This is a genomic window from Streptomyces sp. NRRL F-5135 (genome assembly GCF_000719775.1).
Classification (GTDB): domain Bacteria; phylum Actinomycetota; class Actinomycetes; order Streptomycetales; family Streptomycetaceae; genus Streptomyces; species Streptomyces hebeiensis.
Genome location: NZ_JOHR01000010.1, coordinates 21169 through 41958 on the forward strand (window position 1 = coordinate 21169; position 20790 = coordinate 41958).

16 protein-coding genes are annotated in these 20790 nt (G+C 72.8%); 7 read left to right on the top strand and 9 right to left on the bottom strand.

All coding sequences use genetic code 11. The features are described 5' to 3' along the window. The first annotated feature begins 322 nt into the window (after positions 1–322). The 3 genes from IG02_RS0119090 to IG02_RS0119100 all read left to right on the top strand — a co-directional run bounded on the left by IG02_RS0119090 (position 323) and on the right by IG02_RS0119100 (position 4858). A complete protein-coding gene (locus IG02_RS0119090; protein WP_030749210.1) occupies positions 323–1171 on the top strand; it encodes a 3-hydroxyacyl-CoA dehydrogenase family protein in 849 nt (282 codons plus the stop codon). A 186-nt stretch (positions 1172–1357) separates the two neighbouring features. After that, positions 1358–1681, top strand: a complete 324-nt coding sequence (locus tag IG02_RS0119095) for an STAS domain-containing protein (protein ID WP_030749213.1) — start codon at positions 1358–1360, stop codon at positions 1679–1681. 327 nt (positions 1682–2008) lie between these two features. Further along, complete coding sequence (locus IG02_RS0119100; RefSeq protein WP_051765315.1) at positions 2009–4858, top strand: ATP-binding protein; 2850 nt, start codon at positions 2009–2011, stop codon at positions 4856–4858. Positions 4859–5006: 148 nt separating this feature from the next. On the opposite strand, the gene nucS is transcribed toward IG02_RS0119100, so the two are convergent. Further along, the gene (nucS, locus tag IG02_RS0119105; RefSeq protein WP_030749219.1) at positions 5007–5678 is read right to left on the bottom strand and encodes an endonuclease NucS; all 672 of its coding nucleotides are present in this window, start codon (positions 5676–5678) and stop codon (positions 5007–5009) included. Positions 5679–5887: 209 nt separating this feature from the next. Between nucS and IG02_RS0119110 the strand changes: the two genes are divergently transcribed. Next, complete coding sequence (locus tag IG02_RS0119110) at positions 5888–6280, top strand: SCO5389 family protein (protein ID WP_030749221.1); 393 nt, start codon at positions 5888–5890, stop codon at positions 6278–6280. 251 nt (positions 6281–6531) lie between these two features. Here IG02_RS0119110 and IG02_RS39505 read toward each other — a convergent pair whose 3' ends face one another. After that, entirely contained in the window at positions 6532–7704 is a 1173-nt protein-coding gene (locus tag IG02_RS39505) for an LLM class flavin-dependent oxidoreductase (protein ID WP_030749222.1), read from the bottom strand. 211 nt (positions 7705–7915) lie between these two features. Here IG02_RS39505 and IG02_RS0119120 point away from each other — a divergent pair, with 211 nt between their 5' ends. Continuing rightward, positions 7916–8245, top strand: coding sequence for a hypothetical protein (locus IG02_RS0119120; RefSeq protein ID WP_030749223.1), 330 nt, complete (start codon positions 7916–7918; stop codon positions 8243–8245). 75 nt (positions 8246–8320) lie between these two features. On the opposite strand, the gene IG02_RS0119125 is transcribed toward IG02_RS0119120, so the two are convergent. From IG02_RS0119125 to mce, 7 genes are all read right to left on the bottom strand, one after another. Continuing rightward, positions 8321–9193, bottom strand: coding sequence for an ABC transporter permease (locus IG02_RS0119125; RefSeq protein WP_030749224.1), 873 nt, complete (start codon positions 9191–9193; stop codon positions 8321–8323). Continuing rightward, positions 9190–10371: an ABC transporter ATP-binding protein gene (locus IG02_RS0119130; RefSeq protein WP_030749226.1), complete on the bottom strand. Its 1182-nt coding sequence runs from the start codon at positions 10369–10371 to the stop codon at positions 9190–9192. The genes IG02_RS0119125 and IG02_RS0119130 overlap by 4 nt, the downstream gene beginning before the upstream one ends. Positions 10372–10552: 181 nt before the next feature. Further along, the gene (locus tag IG02_RS0119135) at positions 10553–11332 is read right to left on the bottom strand and encodes an ABC transporter permease (RefSeq protein ID WP_030749229.1); all 780 of its coding nucleotides are present in this window, start codon (positions 11330–11332) and stop codon (positions 10553–10555) included. Position 11333: 1 nt separating this feature from the next. Further along, positions 11334–12449: an ABC transporter ATP-binding protein gene (locus tag IG02_RS0119140; RefSeq protein ID WP_078854612.1), complete on the bottom strand. Its 1116-nt coding sequence runs from the start codon at positions 12447–12449 to the stop codon at positions 11334–11336. 171 nt (positions 12450–12620) lie between these two features. Further along, entirely contained in the window at positions 12621–13556 is a 936-nt protein-coding gene (locus IG02_RS0119145; RefSeq protein ID WP_030749233.1) for a cellulose-binding protein, read from the bottom strand. Between the two features lie 316 nt (positions 13557–13872). Then, positions 13873–17592, bottom strand: a complete 3720-nt coding sequence (scy, locus tag IG02_RS0119150; RefSeq protein ID WP_030749234.1) for a polarized growth protein Scy — start codon at positions 17590–17592, stop codon at positions 13873–13875. Positions 17593–17764: 172 nt separating this feature from the next. After that, positions 17765–18193 carry a methylmalonyl-CoA epimerase gene (gene mce, locus IG02_RS0119155; RefSeq protein WP_030749236.1) on the bottom strand — a complete coding sequence of 143 codons (429 nt, stop codon included), beginning with the start codon at positions 18191–18193 and terminating at the stop codon, positions 17765–17767. Between the two features lie 145 nt (positions 18194–18338). Here mce and IG02_RS0119160 point away from each other — a divergent pair, with 145 nt between their 5' ends. Together IG02_RS0119160 and meaB are read left to right on the top strand one after the other, a co-directional pair. After that, positions 18339–19538: an acetyl-CoA C-acetyltransferase gene (locus tag IG02_RS0119160; RefSeq protein ID WP_030749238.1), complete on the top strand. Its 1200-nt coding sequence runs from the start codon at positions 18339–18341 to the stop codon at positions 19536–19538. Between the two features lie 115 nt (positions 19539–19653). Further along, positions 19654–20625, top strand: coding sequence for a methylmalonyl Co-A mutase-associated GTPase MeaB (gene meaB / locus IG02_RS0119165; RefSeq protein ID WP_030749241.1), 972 nt, complete (start codon positions 19654–19656; stop codon positions 20623–20625). Positions 20626–20790 lie beyond the last annotated feature (165 nt).

Sequence of the window (20790 nt, forward strand, 5' to 3'; positions counted from 1 at the left end):
CGGCGGCCGGACCGGTGTGACGTCCGTCATGTGAGACGTGACGCGCATCTCTACACCGTTACAGCAAGCACTTGCTGACGCTAATCTCCGCTCTGGAGGGCAGAAGTGAACAGGCGTTACGACCTGTGCCGGACCGTGTGCGCCCGCACGCGGCCCGCGCGTGGCGTGACCTCCGTCGCGCGGCTCCCCGCCGAGTGACCCGCGCGCGGGGGCCGTTCGCGCCACGCGGCCTCCGCGCCGACCGGGCTCCGCTTCCCCTCCCGCTCGATCGCTCGCTCAGCCGCAGTCCGAGAAGAACCGAAAACGAAACGTGGGGTGCGTCGTGGCCAGGAAACTCGCCGTCATCGGGGCCGGACTGATGGGATCCGGGATCGCCCAGGTCGCCGCGGTGGCAGGCTGGGAAGTCGTCCTGCGCGATGTCACCGACGCGGCCCTGACCAAGGGGACGGACGCCATCCGGGACTCGCTCGCCCGGTTCGTGGGCAAGGGCAGGCTGGAGGAGGCCGACGCCGATGCCGCGCTCGCCCGCATCAGCAGGACCACCGACCTGGACGCCGCCGCGGACGTGGACATCGTGGTCGAGGCGGTCTTCGAACAGCTCGACGTGAAACACGAGATCTTCCGTACGCTCGACAAGATCGTGGGGGAGCGGACCGTGCTCGCCTCGAACACCTCCGCCATCCCGATCACCAAGATCGCGGCGGTGACCGGGCGCCCGGAGCGGGTCGTCGGTACGCACTTCTTCTCGCCCGTGCCCATGATGCGGCTGTGCGAACTCGTGCGCGGCTACAAGACGAGCGACGAAACGCTCGCCACCGCACGGGAGTTCGCCGAGTCCCTGGGCAAGACCTGCGTCGTCGTCAACCGCGACGTGGCGGGCTTCGTGACCACCCGGCTGATCTCGGCGCTGGTGGTCGAGGCCGTCAAACTCCACGAGTCGGGGGTCGCGTCCGCCGAGGACATCGACACCGCCTGCCGACTGGGGTTCGGCCACGCGATGGGCCCGCTCGCCACCGCCGATCTGACCGGTGTCGACATCCTGCTGCACGCCATCGGCAACATCTACACGGAGACCCAGGACGAGAAGTTTGCGCCGCCGGAGCTGATGCGGCGCATGGTGGACGCCGGTGACATCGGGCGCAAGAGCGGACAGGGGTTCTACACGCACTGAGCCCGCGCGGAACACCCGCTGACCCGTCACGCGCCGGCCCGGCCGCGCTGCCGCGCCGCCCTTCGCCCCTCTGGGTGAATTCGGTATCGGTTCGCTCACGGACGGCAACTTCTTCGGTCGCGTGACAGTCAGTTGTTGAAAGACAGAACAGACTACGGAGAACAGCAGCACTCTCGGGGAGCGCATATGCACATCAGGGGCGACCACGCCGAGCTGGTCGTCGGGGGCCGCCTCGACGTACGCAGCGCGGCGGACGCCCGTACGGTCCTGCACTCGGCCGTCGACGACGGCGCCGGCGACCTGGTGCTCGACCTGACCGAACTGGACTCCTGGGACGCCACGGGACTCGGCGTCATCATGGGAGCCCACCGACGAGCGGGGCGGTGCGGCCGGAGGCTTGTGCTGCGCGGCGTTCCGCCGCAGATGCAGCGTTTGCTGGTGGCCACCCGGCTGCACCGCATCCTCGCCATCGAGGGCGGGATCGCCGCGGAGTCCCTGCCGTGGGTCTGACCGGACCGCTCAGGGAAGGACGGCCTGTGACCGGGCCGCTCGGCACGATCCTCACGGGACCGTGACCTTCAGGACCCCGCGGGCCCCCGCTGTTCATGGATACTGGGCACTGGAGTTCGGCGTGTCCGCAGACCGACGGACCGACCGACAGAGCAGGCACCGGACCAGAAGCGACAGATGGGCGTGCGCGGCCGGGGGCGACCGCATGCCACGATCTGGGGGGCTTTCACCATGGACCCGATAAACCGGGGACCTGAAGAGTACGGCCATGACGGCGGTCACGGCGACGAGCGCCCCGGGGGCGAACGTCGCGATGGCGAACGCCTCGTGGGGAGCGAGAGCGGGACATCGGCCGCGGACACCGGCACCGGCCCGGCGGCGGGTTCACGTGCGGACGCCGCCGGGCACGACGACTCCGCGGCGCGGGAGCGGCACGGCGCGAGCGACCCGTACGGCACGAACGCTCCGCACGGCGCGGACGGCAAGGACGCCTCGTACGGTACGGGCTCCGCGTTCGACGCGGGCGGCTCGCACGGTACGGGCGTCCCGAACGGCGGTCTCGGCGAGGGCGGTTCGGGCGCGGAGGCCGACGAGGACACCGAACCGGAGCGACCGCCGCGCGCGCTGATCATCCCCGGTGTGACGCCCCTGGCGCCGCCCGCCACGCCCGCCGTCCCCGCCGGGAGCGGACTGACCCACCTCGCGGGAGCCGTGCCCCCGCCCGTCCGCACCCGCCAACTGGTCTCCGGCGACTTCCTGCTGACCGTCAATCCCGTCGACGGCAGCGAGATCGAACTCTGCCCGCCCGGCCGCCGGCCCGGCGCGCCCGTCCGGCGCACCGCGGAGGAGCGCGTCGATCACCAGCGGGCCGGCCGGCCGCCGGTGCCCGCGGGGCCCGTCGCCCCGCCGCTGCCCCTGCTGGAGCGCGCCGAGGAGCGGGAGCGGCTGGTCGGCCTGGTCTCGCGCGGCCGTTCCGTCCGGCTGGTCGGCCCCGCCGGTTCCGGACGTACCGCGCTGCTCGACGCCGTCGCCGCGGACTGCGCGGATCTCGCCCCCGACGGGGTCGTACGCCTCTCCGGCCACCACCGCACCGCCACCGAGCTGCTGTACGAGCTGTACGCGGCCGTCTTCGACTCGGCGCTGCGCCGGCCCGACCGGGCCGTACTGCTCGAACTGGTCGGCGGGATCGGCGCGGTGGTCGTCCTCGACGACCTGGAGCTGGGCGGCGAGGCGCTGGACGAACTGCTCGCTGCCACGCCCGAGTGCGCCTACCTGCTGGCGCCCGCTCCCGACGCCGATCCGCCCTCCGCCGACGCGGGCCTCGACGAGGTCGCCCTCGGCGGGCTGGGCCGCGGGGCCTCGCTGGAACTGCTGGAGCGCGCCGTGGACCGGCCGCTCACCGACGAGGAGGCGAACTGGGCGGGTGACCTCTGGTTCGAGTCCGAGGGGCTGCCGCTGCGCTTCGTCCAGGCGGGCGCGCTGCTGCGCCAGCGCGACCGGCTGCGCGGCGCGGCCGACGCGGCGGACGAGTTCGAACCGTTCGAACGCCCCGCCGACGACGCGAAGTTCGGCGCTCCCGAGTCCTACGACACACCGCTGCCGAGTGTCGGCGAGGGCGCCGCGCCCGCCGCTCTGCTCGCGTCCCGGCTGAGCGAGTCCGCCCGGGCCACCCTGCGTTTCGCCGTCGCGCTCGGCGGCGAGGTCCCGCACCAGGCGCACCTGCCGGCCCTGACAGGCGACACCCACGCGGACGCCGCCGTCGGCGAACTGATGAGCTGTGGGCTGCTGACGCCGGTCGGCCCGCGCTACCGGCTCGCCCCCGGGGTCGCGGGACAGCTGGAGCGGGAGGGGTACGGCGACGACGCCGTGGCGCACGCGCTGACCGCCGCGCAGCACTACGCCTGGTGGGCCGGGCACCCCTCGGTCACGCCCGAGCGGGTGTGCGCGGAGGCGGACGCGGTGCTCGCCACGCTGGCCCCGCTGATCGCCGGGCAGGAGCCGGGGCGGGCGAGCGCGGCCGTACTGCTGGTCCGCAGCGCCGCGCCCGCGTTCCTCGCCGGGCTGCACTGGGGCGCCTGGGAGCGGGCGCTGCGTTCCGGCTGCGAGGCGGCGCGGCTGGCCGGGGAGGTGGCCGAGGAGGCGTACCTCCACCATGAACTGGGTGTCCTGGCACTGTGCGTGGGCAACCCCGAGCGGGCGCGCGCGGAGCTGGAGGCGTCCATCGGCATGCGCGGTGCCGTCGCCGACAAGAGCGGTACGGTCGCCGGCCGGCGGGCGCTGGCCCTGGTCACGGACCACGAGAACGCGGCGGCCGGTACGGGCGGCCGGTCGCCGGCCGTACGGCTCGACGAGCGGGCCGCACCGGCCGTGGCGGCCCTGCCGGGGCCGCCCGCCTCGCTCGGCCCGGCCGGCGCGCCGGGGACGGGAGCGACCGGGCCGGACGACACCGGTTCCGGCGCGGACGTGACCCTGGTGACCAGGCGCGACATCCCGGTGGTCGCTCCGGCTGCCGCCGCGACCTCCGCCATGAGGTCCGGCCCGGTGCCGCACACCCCGGCCGGGCGGCGGCCCGGTGCGTCCCGGCGCGGCGCGGCGTTCACCGGAGCCCGCCGCAACCTGGTGGCGGCCGGCGCGGGAGCGGTCCTCGCGGCCGTCCTGGGCACGGTCGTCACCCTGGGCGCGACCTCCGGCAACGACAACGCGAAGAACGACAAGGTCCGTACGGAACAGTCCACCGGCACCGACGAGGGCGAGGGCGGCGTGCCGGCCGAACAGCCCGTGGACGACACGACGTCGGGCCCCGGCGACCTCCTGCCCGAGCCGGGCGCCACCGGTGTGGCGAGCCCGAGCGGTGGCACCCCCTCCGGCTCGCCGTCGCCGTCGGACAGCCCCTCGCCGAGCGGTTCCTCCGAGGACGACGACCCGACGACACCGGACGCCCCGGCGGACCCGCCCGAGGAACCCTCGTCGCCGTCCGGCCCGGCGGAGCCCTCGGACCCGAAGCCGACCTCGGAGGACCCGCCGCCGTCGGAGGAGCCGTCGGACCCGGAGCCCACCCAGTCCGAGGAACCGCCCCCGTCCTCCCCGGAGACCACGGCGAGCGGTACGTCCCCGAGCCTCACCGCGGGGGCGATGGAGACGGCGACGGAGACGGCACCGTCCGAGCAGGTCGTCTGAGCGGGTCGTCCGAGCCGGGTCGTCCGAGCGACGGCCCCGGAGCGGCACGACACGGGGACAGGCCCCCTGCCGATGGTGGAAACACCGGCAGGGGGCCTGTCGCCCTCTCGCTCCCGGAGGACTACAACGGGAAGGACCGCCCGGAACTCTAGAAGAGCTTCAGCTTGTCGTCCTCGATGCCCCGCAGCCCGTCATAGTCCAGCACCACACACCCGATTCCCCGGTCCGTGGCCAGTACCCGGGCCTGTGGCTTGATCTCCTGGGCCGCGAACACCCCCCTCACCGGGGCCAGATGGGGATCCCGGTTCAGCAGCTCCAGATAGCGTGTGAGCTGCTCGACACCGTCGATCTCGCCGCGTCGCTTGATCTCCACGGCGACCGTCGCGCCGGCGGCGTCCCGGCACAGGATGTCCACCGGGCCGATGGCCGTGGGGTACTCGCGGCGGATGAGGCTGTAGCCGTCCCCGAGTGTCTCGATCCGGTCCGCCAGAAGCTCCTGAAGGTGCGCTTCTACGCCGTCCTTGATGAGACCCGGATCGACGCCCAACTCGTGCGAGGAATCGTGGAGAACTTCCTCCATCGTGATGATCAATTTCTCGCCCGCTTTGTTCACGACCGTCCAGACGCCCTCGTTCTCGCCCGCACCTTCTTTGAGCGTGCACGGCGGTGACATCCAGTTGAGGGGTTTGTACGCCCGGTCATCGGCGTGGATGGACACACTGCCGTCGGCCTTGACCAGGATGAGGCGGGGGGCGGAGGGCAGGTGGGCGGTGAGACGACCCGCGTAGTCGACGGAGCAGCGGGCAATGACGAGGCGCATGGGCGGCACGCTACTCGACCTCCGCCCCGGCGCGCGATTCGCCCCGGAAGCCCCGTTCGTTAATGGCCGGTTGTGTTCCCAATCTCCTGGTGCGGTCCGGACAGCGCGCATAACGTGGCAGCTGCAGGTCGCCGCCCGTGCACGCTGCGTGTCGGTGCCTTCTTCCCTGCCCGTAAGGCCCCGCCCCCGGGGTCGCGAGAGGAGAACCCATGTCGCTCGACGTCTCACCGGCACTGTTGGAGCAGGCCGAGCGAGGCGAGGTCGACGAAGCGGACTTCGTCGACTGCGTCCGGACCTCCCTGCCCTATGCATGGGAGATGATCAGTTCTCTGGTGGCACAGCTGAAGGTGGACGGTGGACAGTTCGCCGACAACCAGACGCCCCCGCCGGACGAGCAGGCACGTGGTCAACTGCTGCGCGCGCTCGCCAGCGACGCGATCCGCGGCGCGCTGCAACGGCACTTTGGAGTGCGTCTGGCGTTCCAGAACTGCCACCGTGTCGCGGTGTTCCCACTGGACACCTCGGTCGACGAGCGGCTGGGCCGCTTCACTTCCGTCCGGGCCCAGCTGCTCAACCAGTCGCCGGAACTGCGGGACTGCTGACGCGCGGGATCGCCGGCGCGTGTGACGTATCGTGCTGCCGCTCCGCATCGCCGAGGCACCCGGGTGCTGGAGCGGCAGCGTCCCGGAGACGGACATCCGGGCGGGACACACTTCGGCCGGCACTCTTGGCCGGGACACTTCGGCAGGGAACTCGGGGCCGGGCCCGGAGCGGGACTCCGGCACCGCGCCGCCCGTCGGCCGGGAGGCCTTTCGCGACGCCCTCCGCGCGCCGGTCCAGGGACGGCCGCCGCTCAGCCGAGCAGGGGCAGGACCTCGGCTCCCAGCCGCCGTACGTTCTCCTCCGTGACCGCCAGGTCCCCCGAGCCCTCCACGAGCAGCGCGAAGCGCCGGATGCCGGTGCGTTCGGCCGTCGTCGTGAGGCGGTCGGCGGCCAGCCGGGGCGTCCCCACCGGATGCAGGCGGCACAGCAACTCCGTGTAGGCCATCGGGTCCCGCATGCTCCGCGCCCGGCCGTCGACCGTGACATGGGCGCCGAGGCCCTGCCGCAGCCAGCCGGGCATCGACTTGGCGAGTGCCTCCACCGCCGCGCCCCGGCAGTCCGCGATCTGCGCGACACCGGCCGAGACGTGCGGCGCGTCCGCGATCTCCCCCGGCGAGCGGCCCGCGGCACGGGCGTGCCTGCGCCACAGTGCGACCATGTCCGCCTTCTCCTCGTCGCCACAGTGCATTCCGAGCAGCATCGGCAGGCCGCGCTCGGCGGCCAGCTTCACCGTCCTCGGCGAGGTGCAGGCGATCAAGGTCTCGGGGCCGGAACCGGCGTCTGACCGAGCGTCGGCGCCTGGCCGCGCGCCGGTGCCGGACCGAGCGCCGGGGTCAGGGCCGGGTCCGGGGCCCGGGACCCGCCCCGGGGCGCCGCCGGCGCGGGCGACGGCCGGGCGCGCTCCCGCCCCGACCGCCCACAGCGCGTCCAACTCGTCCGGGCGCGGTACGACCGGTACCTCACGGAAGCTGAATCGTTCTCCCGAAGCCGACACGCGCGGCTCCCGCAGCCAGCGGATCAATAGATCGAGCGATTCGGGGAAGTCGTGTTCGTACGCCCGCAGGCCCGTGCCGAACACCTCCAGATCGACCCAGGGGCCGCCCCGGCCCACGCCGAGCGTGAACCGTCCGCCGGACAGGAGGTGCAGCAGCGCCGCCTGCTCGCCGAGTGCCACCGGGTGCACGTTGGGCAGCACGCTGACCGCCGTGCCGACCCGGATCCGGTGCGTACGGCCGAGGAGCACCCCGGCCAGGGTCACGGCCGACGGGCAGACGCCGTACGGCACGAAGTGGTGCTCCGCCAGCCAGACCGAGTCCAGCCCGGACGCCTCGGCGACCTCCGTGGTGCGCACCGCCCGGTGCAGCGCCTCCCCCTGTCCCTGGCCCGGGAACTGGGCGGCCAGTACAAAAGCTCCAACGCGCATCGCCTCTTGCCTCCTCGCGGCCGACGCGGCTCCCCCTACGGGCAACAACGTCTGACACGTGCCAAAGGCACGGCCGGGCCCTGAAGTTCTTGCGATTGTCCGGTAAGTGCCTTCTGCGTGCTGCGGTATCCCCCCTTCCGGGCGGCGCCTGCCCCCGCGATCGCGCCGTACGCTGGAGTGGAACCGTGCCGTCTGCCCCGTGAGGTGTCCTGTGTCCCCGCGCCGCAACCGCCCCCGAGGCGGCGAGAAGACGCCCGGCCGAGCCCCGGAGCCGGGGGACCGGTACGGGGGGTTCCAGCGGACGGAGTCCTGGCAGGGCGAGGAGTGGGCCGTTCGCCATGTCGCCGGCGCGAGCGCGGCGGGCAAGCGCTACCGCTGCCCCGGATGCGACCAGGAGATCCTGTCCGCCGTACCGCACGTGGTGGCGTGGCCGGAGTACGGCGGCGTGGACGACCGGCGCCACTGGCACCAGGCGTGCTGGAACGCGAAGGACCGCCGCACCACCCGGGTGCGGCGGTCCAGGAACGCGCCCCGGTACTGAGCGGCGGCCGCTGAGGACCCCTTACGGGAGCCGTGGCCGTGTCAGACGCTCACGCGGTCAGAGGACCCCTCGCCCTCACGCGTCGCGTCGGTGGAGCGACCACAGCGCGCCCGCCATGGCGGCCGCCGTCGCCGCGATCATGAGCCACAGCGACCACCAGCCGGACGGGCCCGGCAGCCCGGTGGGGTTCTCGTACAAGGACACGAGCAGCATCGGGATCGAGTACTGGTACAGAAAGTCGCGCACCGGGCCGAGCCAGGGACTGCCGGCCATGAACAGGCCCAGCACGGGCGGCAGCAGGACGAGGCCGATCATGATCGTGACGGCCCCCGCGGAGTGCCGGATCAGCGTACCGATCGCCAGGGCGAACAGGCCGAGGGTGGCCAGGAAAAGGCTGACACCGACCGTCGCCTGGAGCCATTCGTTCCCGGTGGGCGGCGGCCCGTTGAGGATCGAGGTCTGGAGCGCGCCCACCAGCGTGGTGGTCATCAGCGAGATCACGAACACGAGCGCGAAGTAGACCACCGATTTGGCGCCCAGCACCCTGGTCCGGCTGGGGCACGCGGTCAGGGTCGTGCGGACCAGGCCCGTGCCGAACTCCGACGTCATGGTGATCACACCGAGCGTGATCACACAGATCGAGCTCAGCATCACCCCGAAGAACCCCAGGGGGAGCACCGTCTGCTCCGGATACCCGCTGTCCGTCCAGGCGAGCGACAGCGCGATGAACAAGCCGAGGCCGAGCATCAGTGCGACCATGACGCCCAGGGTCCAGAGGGTGGACCGGACGGAACGGATCTTGGTCCACTCGGCGAGCAGCGCATCGCCGAAATGGGCCCGGCGGACGGGGATCGGCGAGGTGTAGCCGTCGGCGGGAGCGCCCTCCGCCCGCTGCTGGTACGGGATGGACGGGGTCGACGGGGTGGACGGGATCGGCGGGGTGGTCATCGGGCGTCCTCGTTGCTGTCGCGGCCGTCGTGTCGCGTCGGGTCTCCGTCGGCGGTCGGGCCGGCGGGGGCGGCGGCGGGCGCGCTCGTGCCGGTCGTGCCGGTCGTACCGTCTGGGTACCGCCGCGGCACGACCGCTCCGGGCGGCGGCGGGGCGAAGAAGGCCTCGTGCGGTACGTCGGGCACGGGGGCGGGACCGTACCCCTGGGGCACCCCGCCGTACGGGCCGAGGTCCGGCGGTTCGAACCCCGCCAGTTCGTCGGCCGTCGAGCGGTAGTCCACGGCGCTCTGCGTCAGCCGCATGTACGCCTCCTCCAGGGACGCCTGGTGCGGGGAGAGCTCCCACAGCCGTACGTCCGCCGCGTGCGCGAGATCGCTGATCCGGGGCAGCGGCAGCCCCGTGACGCGCAACGCCCCGTCCGGCTCGGACAGCACCTGGCCGCCCGCCTCCGTGAGCGACGACGTCAGCTTCTCCCGCTCCCGCGGGTCGGTCCCCGGCGTGCGCACCCGCGCGAAGTCCGCGGAGTTGGCCGATATGAAGTCCTTGACGCTCATGTCGGCCAGCAGCCGCCCCCGTCCGATCACGATCAGATGGTCGGCGGTGAGCGCCATCTCGCTCATCAGGTGCGAGGAGACGAGGACCGTACGGCCCTCGGCGGCCAGCTGCTTCATCAGGTTGCGGACCCAGAGGATGCCCTCGGGGTCGAGGCCGTTGACCGGTTCGTCGAACAGCAGCACCTGCGGGTCGCCCAGCAGTGCGGCGGCGATGCCGAGCCGCTGGCCCATGCCCAGCGAGAAACCCTTCGTACGCTTCTTGGCGACGTCCCTCAGACCGACCACCCCGAGCACCTCGTCGACCCTGGTGGCGGGGATGCCGGAGAGCTGGGCCAGCGAGAGCAGGTGGTTGCGCGCGCTGCGTCCGCCGTGCACGGCCTTGGCGTCGAGCAGGGCGCCGACCTGGCGCGGCGCGTTGGGCAGCAGGCGGAAGGGGTGCCCGCCGACCGTCACCCGGCCGGCCGTCGGATTGTCGAGTCCGACGATCATCCGCATCGTGGTGGACTTGCCGGAGCCGTTGGGGCCGAGGAACCCGGTCACATGCCCGGGCCGCACCTGGAAGGAAAGGTTGTCCACGGCCGTCTGGGCGCCGTAGCGCTTCGTCAGGCCGACTGCCTCGATCATTCTCCAGCCCCATCGACAGGTCAGGTCGTTTGGGACCGTGGCCGGAACCGGCCGGGCGGGCCCCCGTAAGAGTTACGAGGATATCCACGCGCCGACGGTTCCGGCCACGTCGCTCCGATCCGGCCGGGCCGTTCCCGTCCTGCCGGGGCGTTCCGGCCGGGCCGTCGCCGTCCGGACCCGCTCAGGCGTCGCGCTTCTTCAGCACCACGTAGCCGCCCACCAGGGCCGCGACCACCCACAGCGCCATGATGCCCAGGCCGCCCCACGGCCCGTACGGCGCCTTGGCCGAGTCCATGGCGTCGGGCAGCACCTGCATGATCTTGGATCCGGCCTGGTCGGGGAAGTACCGCGCCACCTTCTTCGCGACCGGGACCGCCGACAGGATCTGCGAGACCAGGAAGAAGAACGGCATGAGGATGCCGAGCGAGAGCATGGAGCTGCGCAGCATCGCCGCGACGCCCATCGAGAAGACGGCGATCAGCGCCATGTAGAGCCCGCTGCCCACGACCGCGCGCAGCACGTTCGGCTCGCCGAGGGTCGTGCCGTGGTCGCCGAGCAGCGCCTGGCCGAGGAAGAACGCCAGGAACCCGGTGACCAGCCCGACGACCAGGGCCAGCACGCCCGCCACCAGGACCTTGGAGAAGAGGAAGGTGGCGCGTTGCGGGACGGCGGCCAGCGAGTTGCGGATCATGCCCGAGCCGTACTCGGAGCCGATCACCAGGACGCCGAAGACCACCATGGCCAGCTGTCCGAGGGCCATCCCGGAGAAGCTGGTGAACGTGGGGTCGAAGGTCGCCTGCTGGGTGGGCGGCAGCTCGTCGAAGGTCGAACTCAGCAGTGCCGAGAGCGCCGCGCCCAGGGCCACGGTCACCACCAGGGCGCTGATCAGGGTCCAGGTGGTGGAGGAGACGGTACGGATCTTGGTCCATTCCGAGCGGAGGACCGCGGGTATCGATGCCATGTCAGGCCCCCTCGTCCGGTCGCCGCTCGCCCCACCGGGGGCCGGCCGCCGGCAGTCCCCCGCCGGTCCCCGGAGCCGGACCGGGCCCCGGCCCCGACGCCGGTCCTGATCCTGGTTCCGGCCCCGGTCCCGCTCCCGGTAGGTGCCCGGGGGCCGGCCGCTGAGGCTGTCCCCAGCCCTGTACCGGTCCCGGACCCGGCCCGTGGGCCCCGTTCGAATGCGCGTGGTACTCGACCGACTGCGCCGTCATCCGCATGAACGCCTCTTCGAGGGACGCGCGCTGCGCGCTCAGCTCGTGCAGCACGAGCCCTTCGCGCGCCGCCAGTTCCCCCAGCTCCTCCGTGGTCGCTCCGTCGATCTCCAGCACCCCGTCGGCCGCCTCGACCGCGGTGAATCCCGCCGCGTGCAGGACGTCCCTCAGCCGTTCCCGGTCCGGCGAGCGCAGCCGCGCGAAGCTGCGGGAGTTCTCGTGGATGAACTCCGCCATCGAGGTGTCCGCCAGCAGCCGGCCCTGACCGATCACGATCAAATGGTCCGCGGTCAGCGCCATTTCACTCATCAGATGACTGGAGACGAAGACCGTGCGGCCCTCGTGTGCGAGCGCCTTCATAAGATTGCGGATCCAGTGAATTCCCTCGGGGTCCAGCCCGTTCACCGGCTCGTCGAACATCAGGATCTCGGGATCACCGAGCAGCGCGGACGCGATTCCGAGCCGCTGGCCCATACCGAGCGAGAAGCCCTTCGTCTTCTTCTTCGCCACCGCGGTCAGCCCGACCATCTCCAGGACCTCGGAGACCCGGCTCGCCGGGATGCGGTTGCTCTGGGCCAGGCAGAGGAGGTTGTTGTACGCGGTGCGCCCGCCGTGCATGGACTTGGCCTCCAGCAGGGCACCGATGTGTTTCAGCGGCTCGGCGAGCTCGCGGTAGTGCCTGCCGTCGATGCGTACCGAGCCGCCCGTCGGATTGTCGAGATCGAGCATCATCCGCATCGTGGTCGACTTGCCCGCCCCGTTGGGGCCGAGGAAGCCGGTCACCACCCCCGGTCTGACCTGGAACGAAAGATCGTCCACCGCCAGCTTGCGGCCGTAGCGCTTGGTCAGCCTCTCTATCTCGATCATGCCGCCAACCTAAAGCGGCACAAAGCCCCCCGCCACCGGAGTGACGGGGGGCCCGTACGATCGTTATTCAATCGAACTTTTCCGGCTGGAACCGTTCAGCTCCGGCCGGATCCGCTCAGCGGTTTCCGAACACGGACAACCCGCTCGGCGATTCCCGGCCGGACAACCGGCTCAGCGGGACTGCTGCGCCGGCACGCCGCGCGAGATCGGCTCGTCCTCGGGGGAGCCGGCGGCGGCCACCGCGGCACCCGTCAGCGTGGCCAGCATCTCGCGGACGTTGGTCAGCTGCGCGTTGATCGAGTCGCGGCGGTTGGTGAGCGCCGCCAGCTCGCGCTCCGACTCGCTGCGGATCCGGTCGGCCTTGGCGTTGGCGTCGGCCACGATGTCCTCGGCCTGGCGCTGTGCCGTCTCCACCGTCTGCCGGGCGCGGCGCTCCGCGTCCGTCCGCAGCTTCTCGGCCTCCAGGCGCAGCTGCTCGGCGCGGTGCTCGATCTCCGCCAGCCGCTTCTCCGCCTTCGCCTGACGCGCCGCCAGGTCGCGCTCGGACTGCTCACGCCGCTTCGCGAGGTTCGTCTCGAAGTCCGCGGCTGCCTGGGCGGCCTTGGCGCGGGTCTCCTCGAACAGCGCGTCCGCTTCCTCGCGCTTGGACTGCGCGTCCTTCTGCGCCTCCGACCGCAGGTTCTGGGCGTCGCCCTTCGCCTTCTCGACGATGCGAAGGCCCTCGTCCTCGGCCTTGGCCTTGCGCTCCGAGGCGAACTCCTCCGCGTCGTGCCGCACCTGCTGGGCGGCCGACTCGGCCAGCTCACGGTGCTGTTCGGCGGCGTGGCGGGCTTCGTCGCGGAGCTCCTTGGCCTCCTCCTCGGCGAGGCGGAGGATCTTCTCGACACGGGCACCGAGGCCGGCGTACGACGGCTCCGCGTCGGCCACCTGTGCCTGGGCGTTCTGCGTTTCGAGGTGGAGTTCCTCGATGCGCTTCTCAAGAGCGGTGATACGGGTCAGAGCGCTGTCACGGTCGGCGACGAGTTTGGTAATGCGGTCGTCCACCTGACCGCGGTCGTACCCACGCCGCACGAGCTCGAAGCCGAATGGGGAGGAAGTGTCGCTCATGGGGTTCCTGTCGAATGAGACCGGTGAGGTGATAGGGGGAATCCTAGGGGCCTGAGCGGCGTGTAATCGAGCGGATGCGGGTTTGATCTGAGGCTGTTCTGTAGTTGATATGCAGTCGAGGGAGCGTCGATCTGCGCCGACCACGCGTCAACTGGGTGACGCTCAGAGGAAATACCCTCACTCTTTCGGGTGAACAGATGTCATCCGGCCGCCTCGCTGCGGACCACACCGCCGGATCGCCGGAGACCGACCGGACAGAGACCGGAAGGGCTCCCGGAGGGGATCCGGAGTCGATGCGAAGTCGACCGGACGGGTTCTAGTTCCCCGAACTCTTGCCACTCGGACGGGCGTTGCCCGCCGCCGCGCCCGCCTTGACGGGGTTCTCCTTCGTGGAGGCTCCGGGTGTCTCAAATGACTCCAAGGCTTCGAGTACGTCCTGGACACGGGAGATCTCGGCCTGGATGTCCTCACGCCTGCGGACCAGGACGTCGAGTTCGCGCTGCCCCTCGTCCACCGTCCGTTTCGCCTCCCGGTCGGCGTCGGAGCGCAGCTTCTCGCCCTCCCGGATCAGCTCGGCCTTCTTCTGCTCGGCTTCCTTGAGCAGCCCCTCGGCCTTCTTCACCGCGGCGATACGGACCTTGCTCGCCTCCGAATTGGCCTCCGCCAGCAGCTCCTTGGCCTTCGCCTCGGCCTCGGCGCGCTGCTCGTCGGCGGCCTTCATCAGCTTGTCCACGCGCTCGCCGGCCGTCCTCAGCTGCTCGGACGTCTCCCGGCGGGCCCGCTCGTGCAGTTGCTCGATCTCCCGCTCGGCACGCTCCCGCAGCTCCTCCGCCCGGCTCCGGGTGGCCGTCGCGTCGCGTCGAGCGCCCACCAGCAGCTCGTCCGCGTCCGTACGGGCCTTCTCCACGAGGGAGTTGCCCTCCACGGTCGCCTCGGAAGTGATCCGGCCGGCCTCCTTGCGGGCCGCCGCCACCATCGTATCGGCCCGCTTCTCGGACTCGGTGGCGACCCTCAGCGCTTCCTCCCGCGCCTTGTTGATGAGCTGGTCGGCCTGCTCGGCGGCGTCGGCACGGCGCTTGGCCGCGTCCTTGCGCGCCTCGTCCAGGAGCCAGTCCGTCTCCTCCTGGGCCTCGGCCCGCAACCGCTCCGCCGCGGCCTCGGTGTCACGCTTGAACTGCTCCGACTCGGCCCGCAGCCGCTCCGCGGCCTGCTGCGCGGCACCCACCGTCTCGGCGGCCTCGGCGCGCATCCGCTCGGACTCGCCGGCGGCCTCCGCGATCAGCCGGTCCGCCTGGGCCGCCGCGTCCCCGCGCATACGGTTGGCGTCCTCGCGGGCCTCGCCCCGGGCCCGGGACGCGTCCCGCTCCGCCGCCGCGAGCGCCTCCGAGGCCTCGGTCCGCACCCGCTGCGCGTACTCGGAGGTGTCCGCGCGCAGCCGCTCCGCCTCCGCCAGCGCGTCGGCCACGGTCCGTTCGGCCAGCTCGCGCGCGGCCTCGGCCTCCTCGCGGGACCTGGCCAGCACGCGACTGGCGTCCTGCGCGGCGCGCTCCCGCTCCGCGTAGGCGTCCGCGCGGAGCCGCTCCGCCTCCTCCCGCGCCTGCGACGTCGTGCGGTCGGCGGCGGCCTCGGCCGCGGCGCGCCGCTCGGCGATCTCCTGCTCGGCCTGCTCGTGCAGCCCGGCGACGGCGTCCCGTACCTGCTGCGCCGTCTGCTCGGCCGCGGCGACCAGCTCCGTGGCCCGCCGGTCGGCCTCCTCGACCAGCCGTACCGCCTCGGCCTGCGCCTCCTCGACCCGCTTGCGGGCGGAGGCCAGCAGCTCCTCGCTCTGCTCGCGGGCGCGCTCGCGCTCCTGGTCCGCCTCCGTACGGGCGGACCTCAGCGTCTCCTCGGCCTCGCGGCGGCGGCGGGTCGCCTCCTCCTGCGCGGCGGTCAGCGCCTCGGCGGCCTCCGCGGCCACGCGCTCGGCGGCGGACGCGGCCTCCGCGCGGACCCGGTCGGCGGTCTCCTGCGCCTCGGTCTTGAGCCGCTCGGCCTCGTTGGCGGCGTCCGAGCGCAGCCGTACGGCCACGTTCTCCGCCTCGGCGCGATACTGCGAGGCGTCCGCCGCGGCCTCCGTGCGCAGCCGTTCGGCCTCCTCCGCGGCCTGCTGCTGGAGCGTACGGACCCGCTCCGCCGCCTCCGTACGGAGCCGGTCGCCCTCCTCCGCCGCCTCGCGGCGGATCCGCTCCCCCTCGGCGCGCGCGTCGGTCAGCGCCTCCTCGGCGCTCGCGAGACGCTGCTCGGCCTCCGTGTGGAGACGGGTCAGCTCCTCGGCCGCCTCCGACTTGCGGGCCGCGACGCCGCGTTCGGTCTCCTCGCGCAGCTCGGCCGCGGCCTGCTCGGCGGCGGCCTTGGTGGCCTCCGCCTGCTCCTCGCTCTCCGCCCGCAGCCGCTCGGCCTCGGCGCGGGTGCGCTCCAGGGTCTCCTCGGCCTGCCGGCGCAGCGTCGTGGCCCGCTCGATGGCGTCGGTCCGTACCCGCTCGCTCTCGGTGGTCGCCCCCGAGCGCAGCTCGTCGGCGTCCGCCTTGGCCTTCGTCAGCAGCTCCTCGGCGGACCTGGCCGCCTCCTCGATCTGCTGGACGGCCTCCCGGCGCGCCTCGCCCCGGATCCGCTCGCCCTCGGCGACCGCGTCGGCGCGCAGCTGCTCGGCCTCGCCGCGCAGCCGGCGCGCCTCCTCCTGGAGCTCGACCGTCTTGGCGCGGTACTCCTTGGTGTCGTCCTTGGCCGCGCCCTTGAGCTGGTCGGCCTGCTCGGCGGCCTCGCCGCGCAGCCGGTCCGCCTCCGCCTCCGCCTCGCGGCGGATCCGCTCGGCCTCCTCGCTCGCCGCCTTGATGGTGTCCTTGGCGTCGTCGGACGCCTTGGTCAGCACCTCCTCGGCGGTACGGGCCGCCTTGGCCAGCTGGGCGGCCGAGTCCTCGGCCGCGACCGTACGGGCCCGCTCCGCGGCCTCCGCGACCAGCTTCTCGCCCTCCGCGCGGGCGTCCGCCAGCACCTGCTCGGCCTCGGCCTTGGCGGCCTCCGCCTCCTTGGTCGCCTCGCCCACCAGCCGGGCGATCTCCGACTTGGCGGTCCGCGTGCGCTGTTCGGTCTGCGACTCCACCCCGGCCAGCCGCTTGGCGGCGGTCTCCTTGGCCTCGGTGACGACCTTCTCGGCCTCGGCGCGCGCCTCGCGCAGCCGCTCGTCCGCCTCCTGCATCCGCTGCTCGGCGGCGCGGCCGAGCTCCGCGGCCTGCTGGCGGGACTGGTCGGCCTCGGCGGCCGTGGACGTACGGAGCTGTTCGGCGTGGTCGGTGGCCTCGCGGGCCTGCGTGGAGGCCGCGTTCAGCATGCGCTCGGCGTCCCGGCGGGCCCGCAGCAGGATCGCCTCGGCCTCGGAACGGGCCGTCTCCGCCTCCGAGCCGAGCCGTCGGCGTGCCTCCTCGGCGACCCGCGCGGCCTCCGCGCGGGCGGCGGCCAGGGCCTGTTCCGCCTCGGCGCGCGACTCGTCCAGCAGCCGCCTGGCCTGGGCCTCCGTACGGGCCCTGAGCTGCTCGGCCCAGGCGACGTTCTCGTTGACGTGCGACTCGACGGTCTGCCGGCGCTCCGCCAGCTCCTGGTCCAGCCGCTGGCGCCGCTGTACGGCCTCGGCGTGCAGCTCCGCCTGGAGCCTGGCCTGGTGCTCGGCGTGCTCCTGGAGGATGCGCTGCGTCTGCGCCCGGGCCTCGCGCAGCTCGCGCTCGGCGTCCGCGCGCATCTGCTCGGCCTGCATCTGGGCGTTACGGAGGTGCTGTTCGGCCTGGTATCCGAGATCGCCGGCGTCGTACGACGACGGCCGGCTGGCCAGGGCGCGGCGTGCCTCGTGCAGCTTGGCACGCAAGACCTCGACCTGGTAACCGAGGTCCTCGGCGTGCTGGACGGCCTTCTCCCGAGCGGTCTTCAGCCGGTCCATCTCGGCTTCGAACCGCGAGAGGTGGTCGTCGTCAGCTCGGTGGCTCTCCTGGCGTTCGTAGCCCCGCACTGCGCGGTCCCATCCGTCCCCTGGTCGCAACTGCCCAACTGAGCACCGTTCCTGGCGAACGGCCCCCCGGGGAATGGTGACAGATCGACGACGGGGGCGCGGCCCCGGCCCGGCCCCGGCCCGGAGCGCCCCACTCTACCGGGCCGGGAATCCTTCGGGCGGAAACCTTCAGTCACTGCTCGGGGGCGGTGGTGACCAGTTCCGTGAGGACGCCGTGGCAGTCCTTCGGGTGGAGGAAGGTGATGCGGGACCCCATGGAACCGGTGCGCGGCTCGTCGTAGAGCACCCGGACGCCCTTGTCCCGTACCGCCCGCGCGGCACCGTCGACGTCCGGCGTCCCGAAAGCGATGTGATGGACGCCCTCACCGTGCCTGGCCAGCCATTTGCCCACGGGTGAGTCGTCCCGGACGGGCTCCAGGAGCTGGAGGTACGAAGCACCGCCGTCGGACGTCTCGTTGATCTTGAGCATGGCCTCGCGGACGCCCTGCTCCTCGTTGACCTCGACGTGGAACACCTCGAAGCCGTACGTGGCCCGGTAGAACTCGACCGTCGCGTCGAGGTCGAAACAGGCGATTCCGATGTGGTCGATTCGCGTCAGCATGAGGACAGTGCAGCGCTCCCGGATCGGTTACGCAACGTGCGCGCCGTCACACGCACTGCCTGGTGACCCCCGCGATACTGCTCAGTACGCTGAAAAGTAAACCGTCGTTCACTCCGCACGCCGCTCGCAAAGGGGATCGCGTCTCATGCCGGACCCGAACACCACCACATCCGTCATCGTCGCCGGGGCCCGCACCCCCATGGGACGGCTCCTCGGCTCGCTCAAGTCCTTCTCCGGCGCTGAGCTCGGCGGCTTCGCCATCAAGGCGGCGCTGGAGCGGGCGGGCATCGCCGGGGAACAGGCGCAGTACGTGATCATGGGCCAGGTGCTCCAGGCCGGGGCCGGCCAGATCCCGGCGCGCCAGGCCGCGGTCCTGGCGGGCGTCCCGATGAACGTGCCCGCGCTGACCGTCAACAAGGTCTGTCTCTCCGGCCTCGACGCCATCGCGCTGGCCGACCAGCTCATCCGCGCGGGCGAGTTCGACGTGATCGTCGCCGGTGGCCAGGAATCGATGACCAACGCCCCGCACCTGCTCCCCAAGTCCCGCGAGGGGAACAAGTACGGCGCGATCGAGATGCTCGACTCCATGGCGTACGACGGCCTCACCGACTCCTTCGAGCACATCGCGATGGGCGCGTCCACCGAGAAGCACAACACACGGCTGAAGATCGCCCGTGCGCCGCAGGACGAGTTCGCCGCGCTCTCCCACCAGCGGGCCGCCGCCGCCCGGAAGAACGGTGTCTTCGAGGCCGAGATCACCCCCGTCGAGATCCCGCAGCGCAAGGGCGACCCCGTGCTCTTCGCCCAGGACGAGGGCATCCGCCCGGAGACGACGGTCGAGTCCCTGAGCCGGCTGCGCCCCGCCTTCGACCGGGACGGCACGATCACGGCGGGCACGTCCTCGCAGATCTCGGACGGCGCGGCGGCGGTCGTCGTGATGAGCCGGGCCAAGGCCGAGGAACTGGGCCTCACCTGGATCGCGGAGATCGGCGCGCACGGCAATGTGGCGGGCCCGGACAACTCGCTCCAGTCCCAGCCGTCCAACGCGATCCGGCACGCGCTGAAGAAGGAGGGGATCGAGGTCGAGGACCTCGACCTGATCGAGATCAACGAGGCGTTCGCGGCCGTCGCCGTCCAGTCAATGAAGGACCTCGGGGTCACCCCCGAAAAGGTGAACGTGAACGGCGGGGCCATCGCCCTCGGCCACCCGATCGGCATGTCGGGCGCCCGGCTCGTCCTGCACTTGGCGCTGGAGCTGGGCCGGCGCGGGGGCGGGACGGGCGTGGCGGCGCTGTGCGGGGGCGGCGGGCAGGGGGACGCGCTGATCCTGCGGGTGGCGGGGTAACGGGTCGGAGCGGGTGGCCCGGCCGGCGGGGTTGCCCGGCCGACGGGGTTCCCTGGCCGGCGGGGTGGCCCGGCGGTCGGGTCGCCCGGTGAACTGGATGGCTACAGGAGTGTCTATGCAGGACGTCCCCCAGCTCGTGGCCCAGGCACGGGCCGGCCGGCCGCGCGCCGTGGCCCGGCTGATCTCCCTGGTCGAGGGGGCGTCCCCGCAACTGCGCGAGGTGATGGCGGCGCTGGCCCCGCTCGCGGGCCGGGCGTACGTGGTCGGGCTCACCGGATCGCCCGGCGTCGGCAAGTCGACGGCGACGTCGGCGCTGGTCACCGCGTACCGGAAGGCGGGCAAACGGGTCGGCGTCCTCGCCGTCGACCCCTCGTCCCCCTTCTCGGGCGGCGCGCTGCTGGGCGACCGCGTCCGGATGTCCGAACACGCCTCCGACCCGGGCGTCTACATCCGTTCGATGGCCTCCCGCGGCCACCTCGGCGGCCTCGCCTGGGCGGCGCCCCAGGCGATCCGGGTGCTGGACGCGGCGGGCTGCGACGTCGTCCTCGTGGAGACGGTCGGCGTCGGCCAGTCGGAGGTCGAGATCGCGGCCCAGGCCGACACCTGCGTGGTGCTGCTGGCGCCCGGCATGGGCGACGGCATCCAGGCGGCGAAGGCGGGGATCCTGGAGATCGGCGACGTCTACGTGGTCAACAAGGCGGACCGGGAGGGCGCCGACGCGACGGCCCGGGAGCTGAACCACATGCTGGGCCTGGGCGAGGCCCGTGCGCCGGGCGACTGGCGGCCCCCCATCGTCAGGACGGTCGCGGCGCGGGGCGAGGGCGTGGACGAGGTCGTGGCGGCGCTGGACAAGCACAGGGCCTGGCTGGAGGAACACGACGAGCTGACGGCCCGCCGGACCCGGCGGGCGGCCCGTGAGGTCGAGACGATCGCGGTCACGGCCCTGCGCGAGCGGATCGGGGACCTGCACGGGGACCGGCGGCTTGGGGCGCTGGCGGAGCGGGTGGTGGCGGGGGAACTGGACGTGTACGCGGCGGCGGACTCGCTGGTGGCGGGGGTGACGGGCGTCTCGCGACGGGGCGGGTAGGCGGAATCCGCTGCGCGGTGGGGTCCGCTGGGCCGGTGGGGGTGCGGGGGCCGCGGTCTCCGGAGGTGCGTGTCCGGACACGCACCTCCTACGGCCCCGGCCCGCTCCCGCCGGTGGTCACCCACGGGCCCACGGTGGCCCCGCCGGCGCGGGGCGTTCGCGCAC

What these genes read in the sequence shown, in the direction of transcription:
- IG02_RS0119110 (WP_030749221.1), top strand. Translation starts at nt 5,888, where the DNA reads ATGTCGCTCGACGTCTCACCGGCACTGTTGGAGCAGGCCGAGCGAGGC.
- IG02_RS0119130 (WP_030749226.1), bottom strand. Translation starts at nt 10,371, where the DNA reads ATGATCGAGGCAGTCGGCCTGACGAAGCGCTACGGCGCCCAGACGGCC.
- IG02_RS0119095 (WP_030749213.1), top strand. Translation starts at nt 1,358, where the DNA reads ATGCACATCAGGGGCGACCACGCCGAGCTGGTCGTCGGGGGCCGCCTC.
- IG02_RS0119135 (WP_030749229.1), bottom strand. Translation starts at nt 11,332, where the DNA reads ATGGCATCGATACCCGCGGTCCTCCGCTCGGAATGGACCAAGATCCGT.
- IG02_RS0119140 (WP_078854612.1), bottom strand. Translation starts at nt 12,449, where the DNA reads ATGATCGAGATAGAGAGGCTGACCAAGCGCTACGGCCGCAAGCTGGCG.
- IG02_RS39505 (WP_030749222.1), bottom strand. Translation starts at nt 7,704, where the DNA reads ATGCGCGTTGGAGCTTTTGTACTGGCCGCCCAGTTCCCGGGCCAGGGA.
- nucS (WP_030749219.1), bottom strand. Translation starts at nt 5,678, where the DNA reads ATGCGCCTCGTCATTGCCCGCTGCTCCGTCGACTACGCGGGTCGTCTC.
- IG02_RS0119160 (WP_030749238.1), top strand. Translation starts at nt 18,339, where the DNA reads ATGCCGGACCCGAACACCACCACATCCGTCATCGTCGCCGGGGCCCGC.
- mce (WP_030749236.1), bottom strand. Translation starts at nt 18,193, where the DNA reads ATGCTGACGCGAATCGACCACATCGGAATCGCCTGTTTCGACCTCGAC.
- IG02_RS0119145 (WP_030749233.1), bottom strand. Translation starts at nt 13,556, where the DNA reads ATGAGCGACACTTCCTCCCCATTCGGCTTCGAGCTCGTGCGGCGTGGG.
- IG02_RS0119125 (WP_030749224.1), bottom strand. Translation starts at nt 9,193, where the DNA reads ATGACCACCCCGCCGATCCCGTCCACCCCGTCGACCCCGTCCATCCCG.
- meaB (WP_030749241.1), top strand. Translation starts at nt 19,654, where the DNA reads ATGCAGGACGTCCCCCAGCTCGTGGCCCAGGCACGGGCCGGCCGGCCG.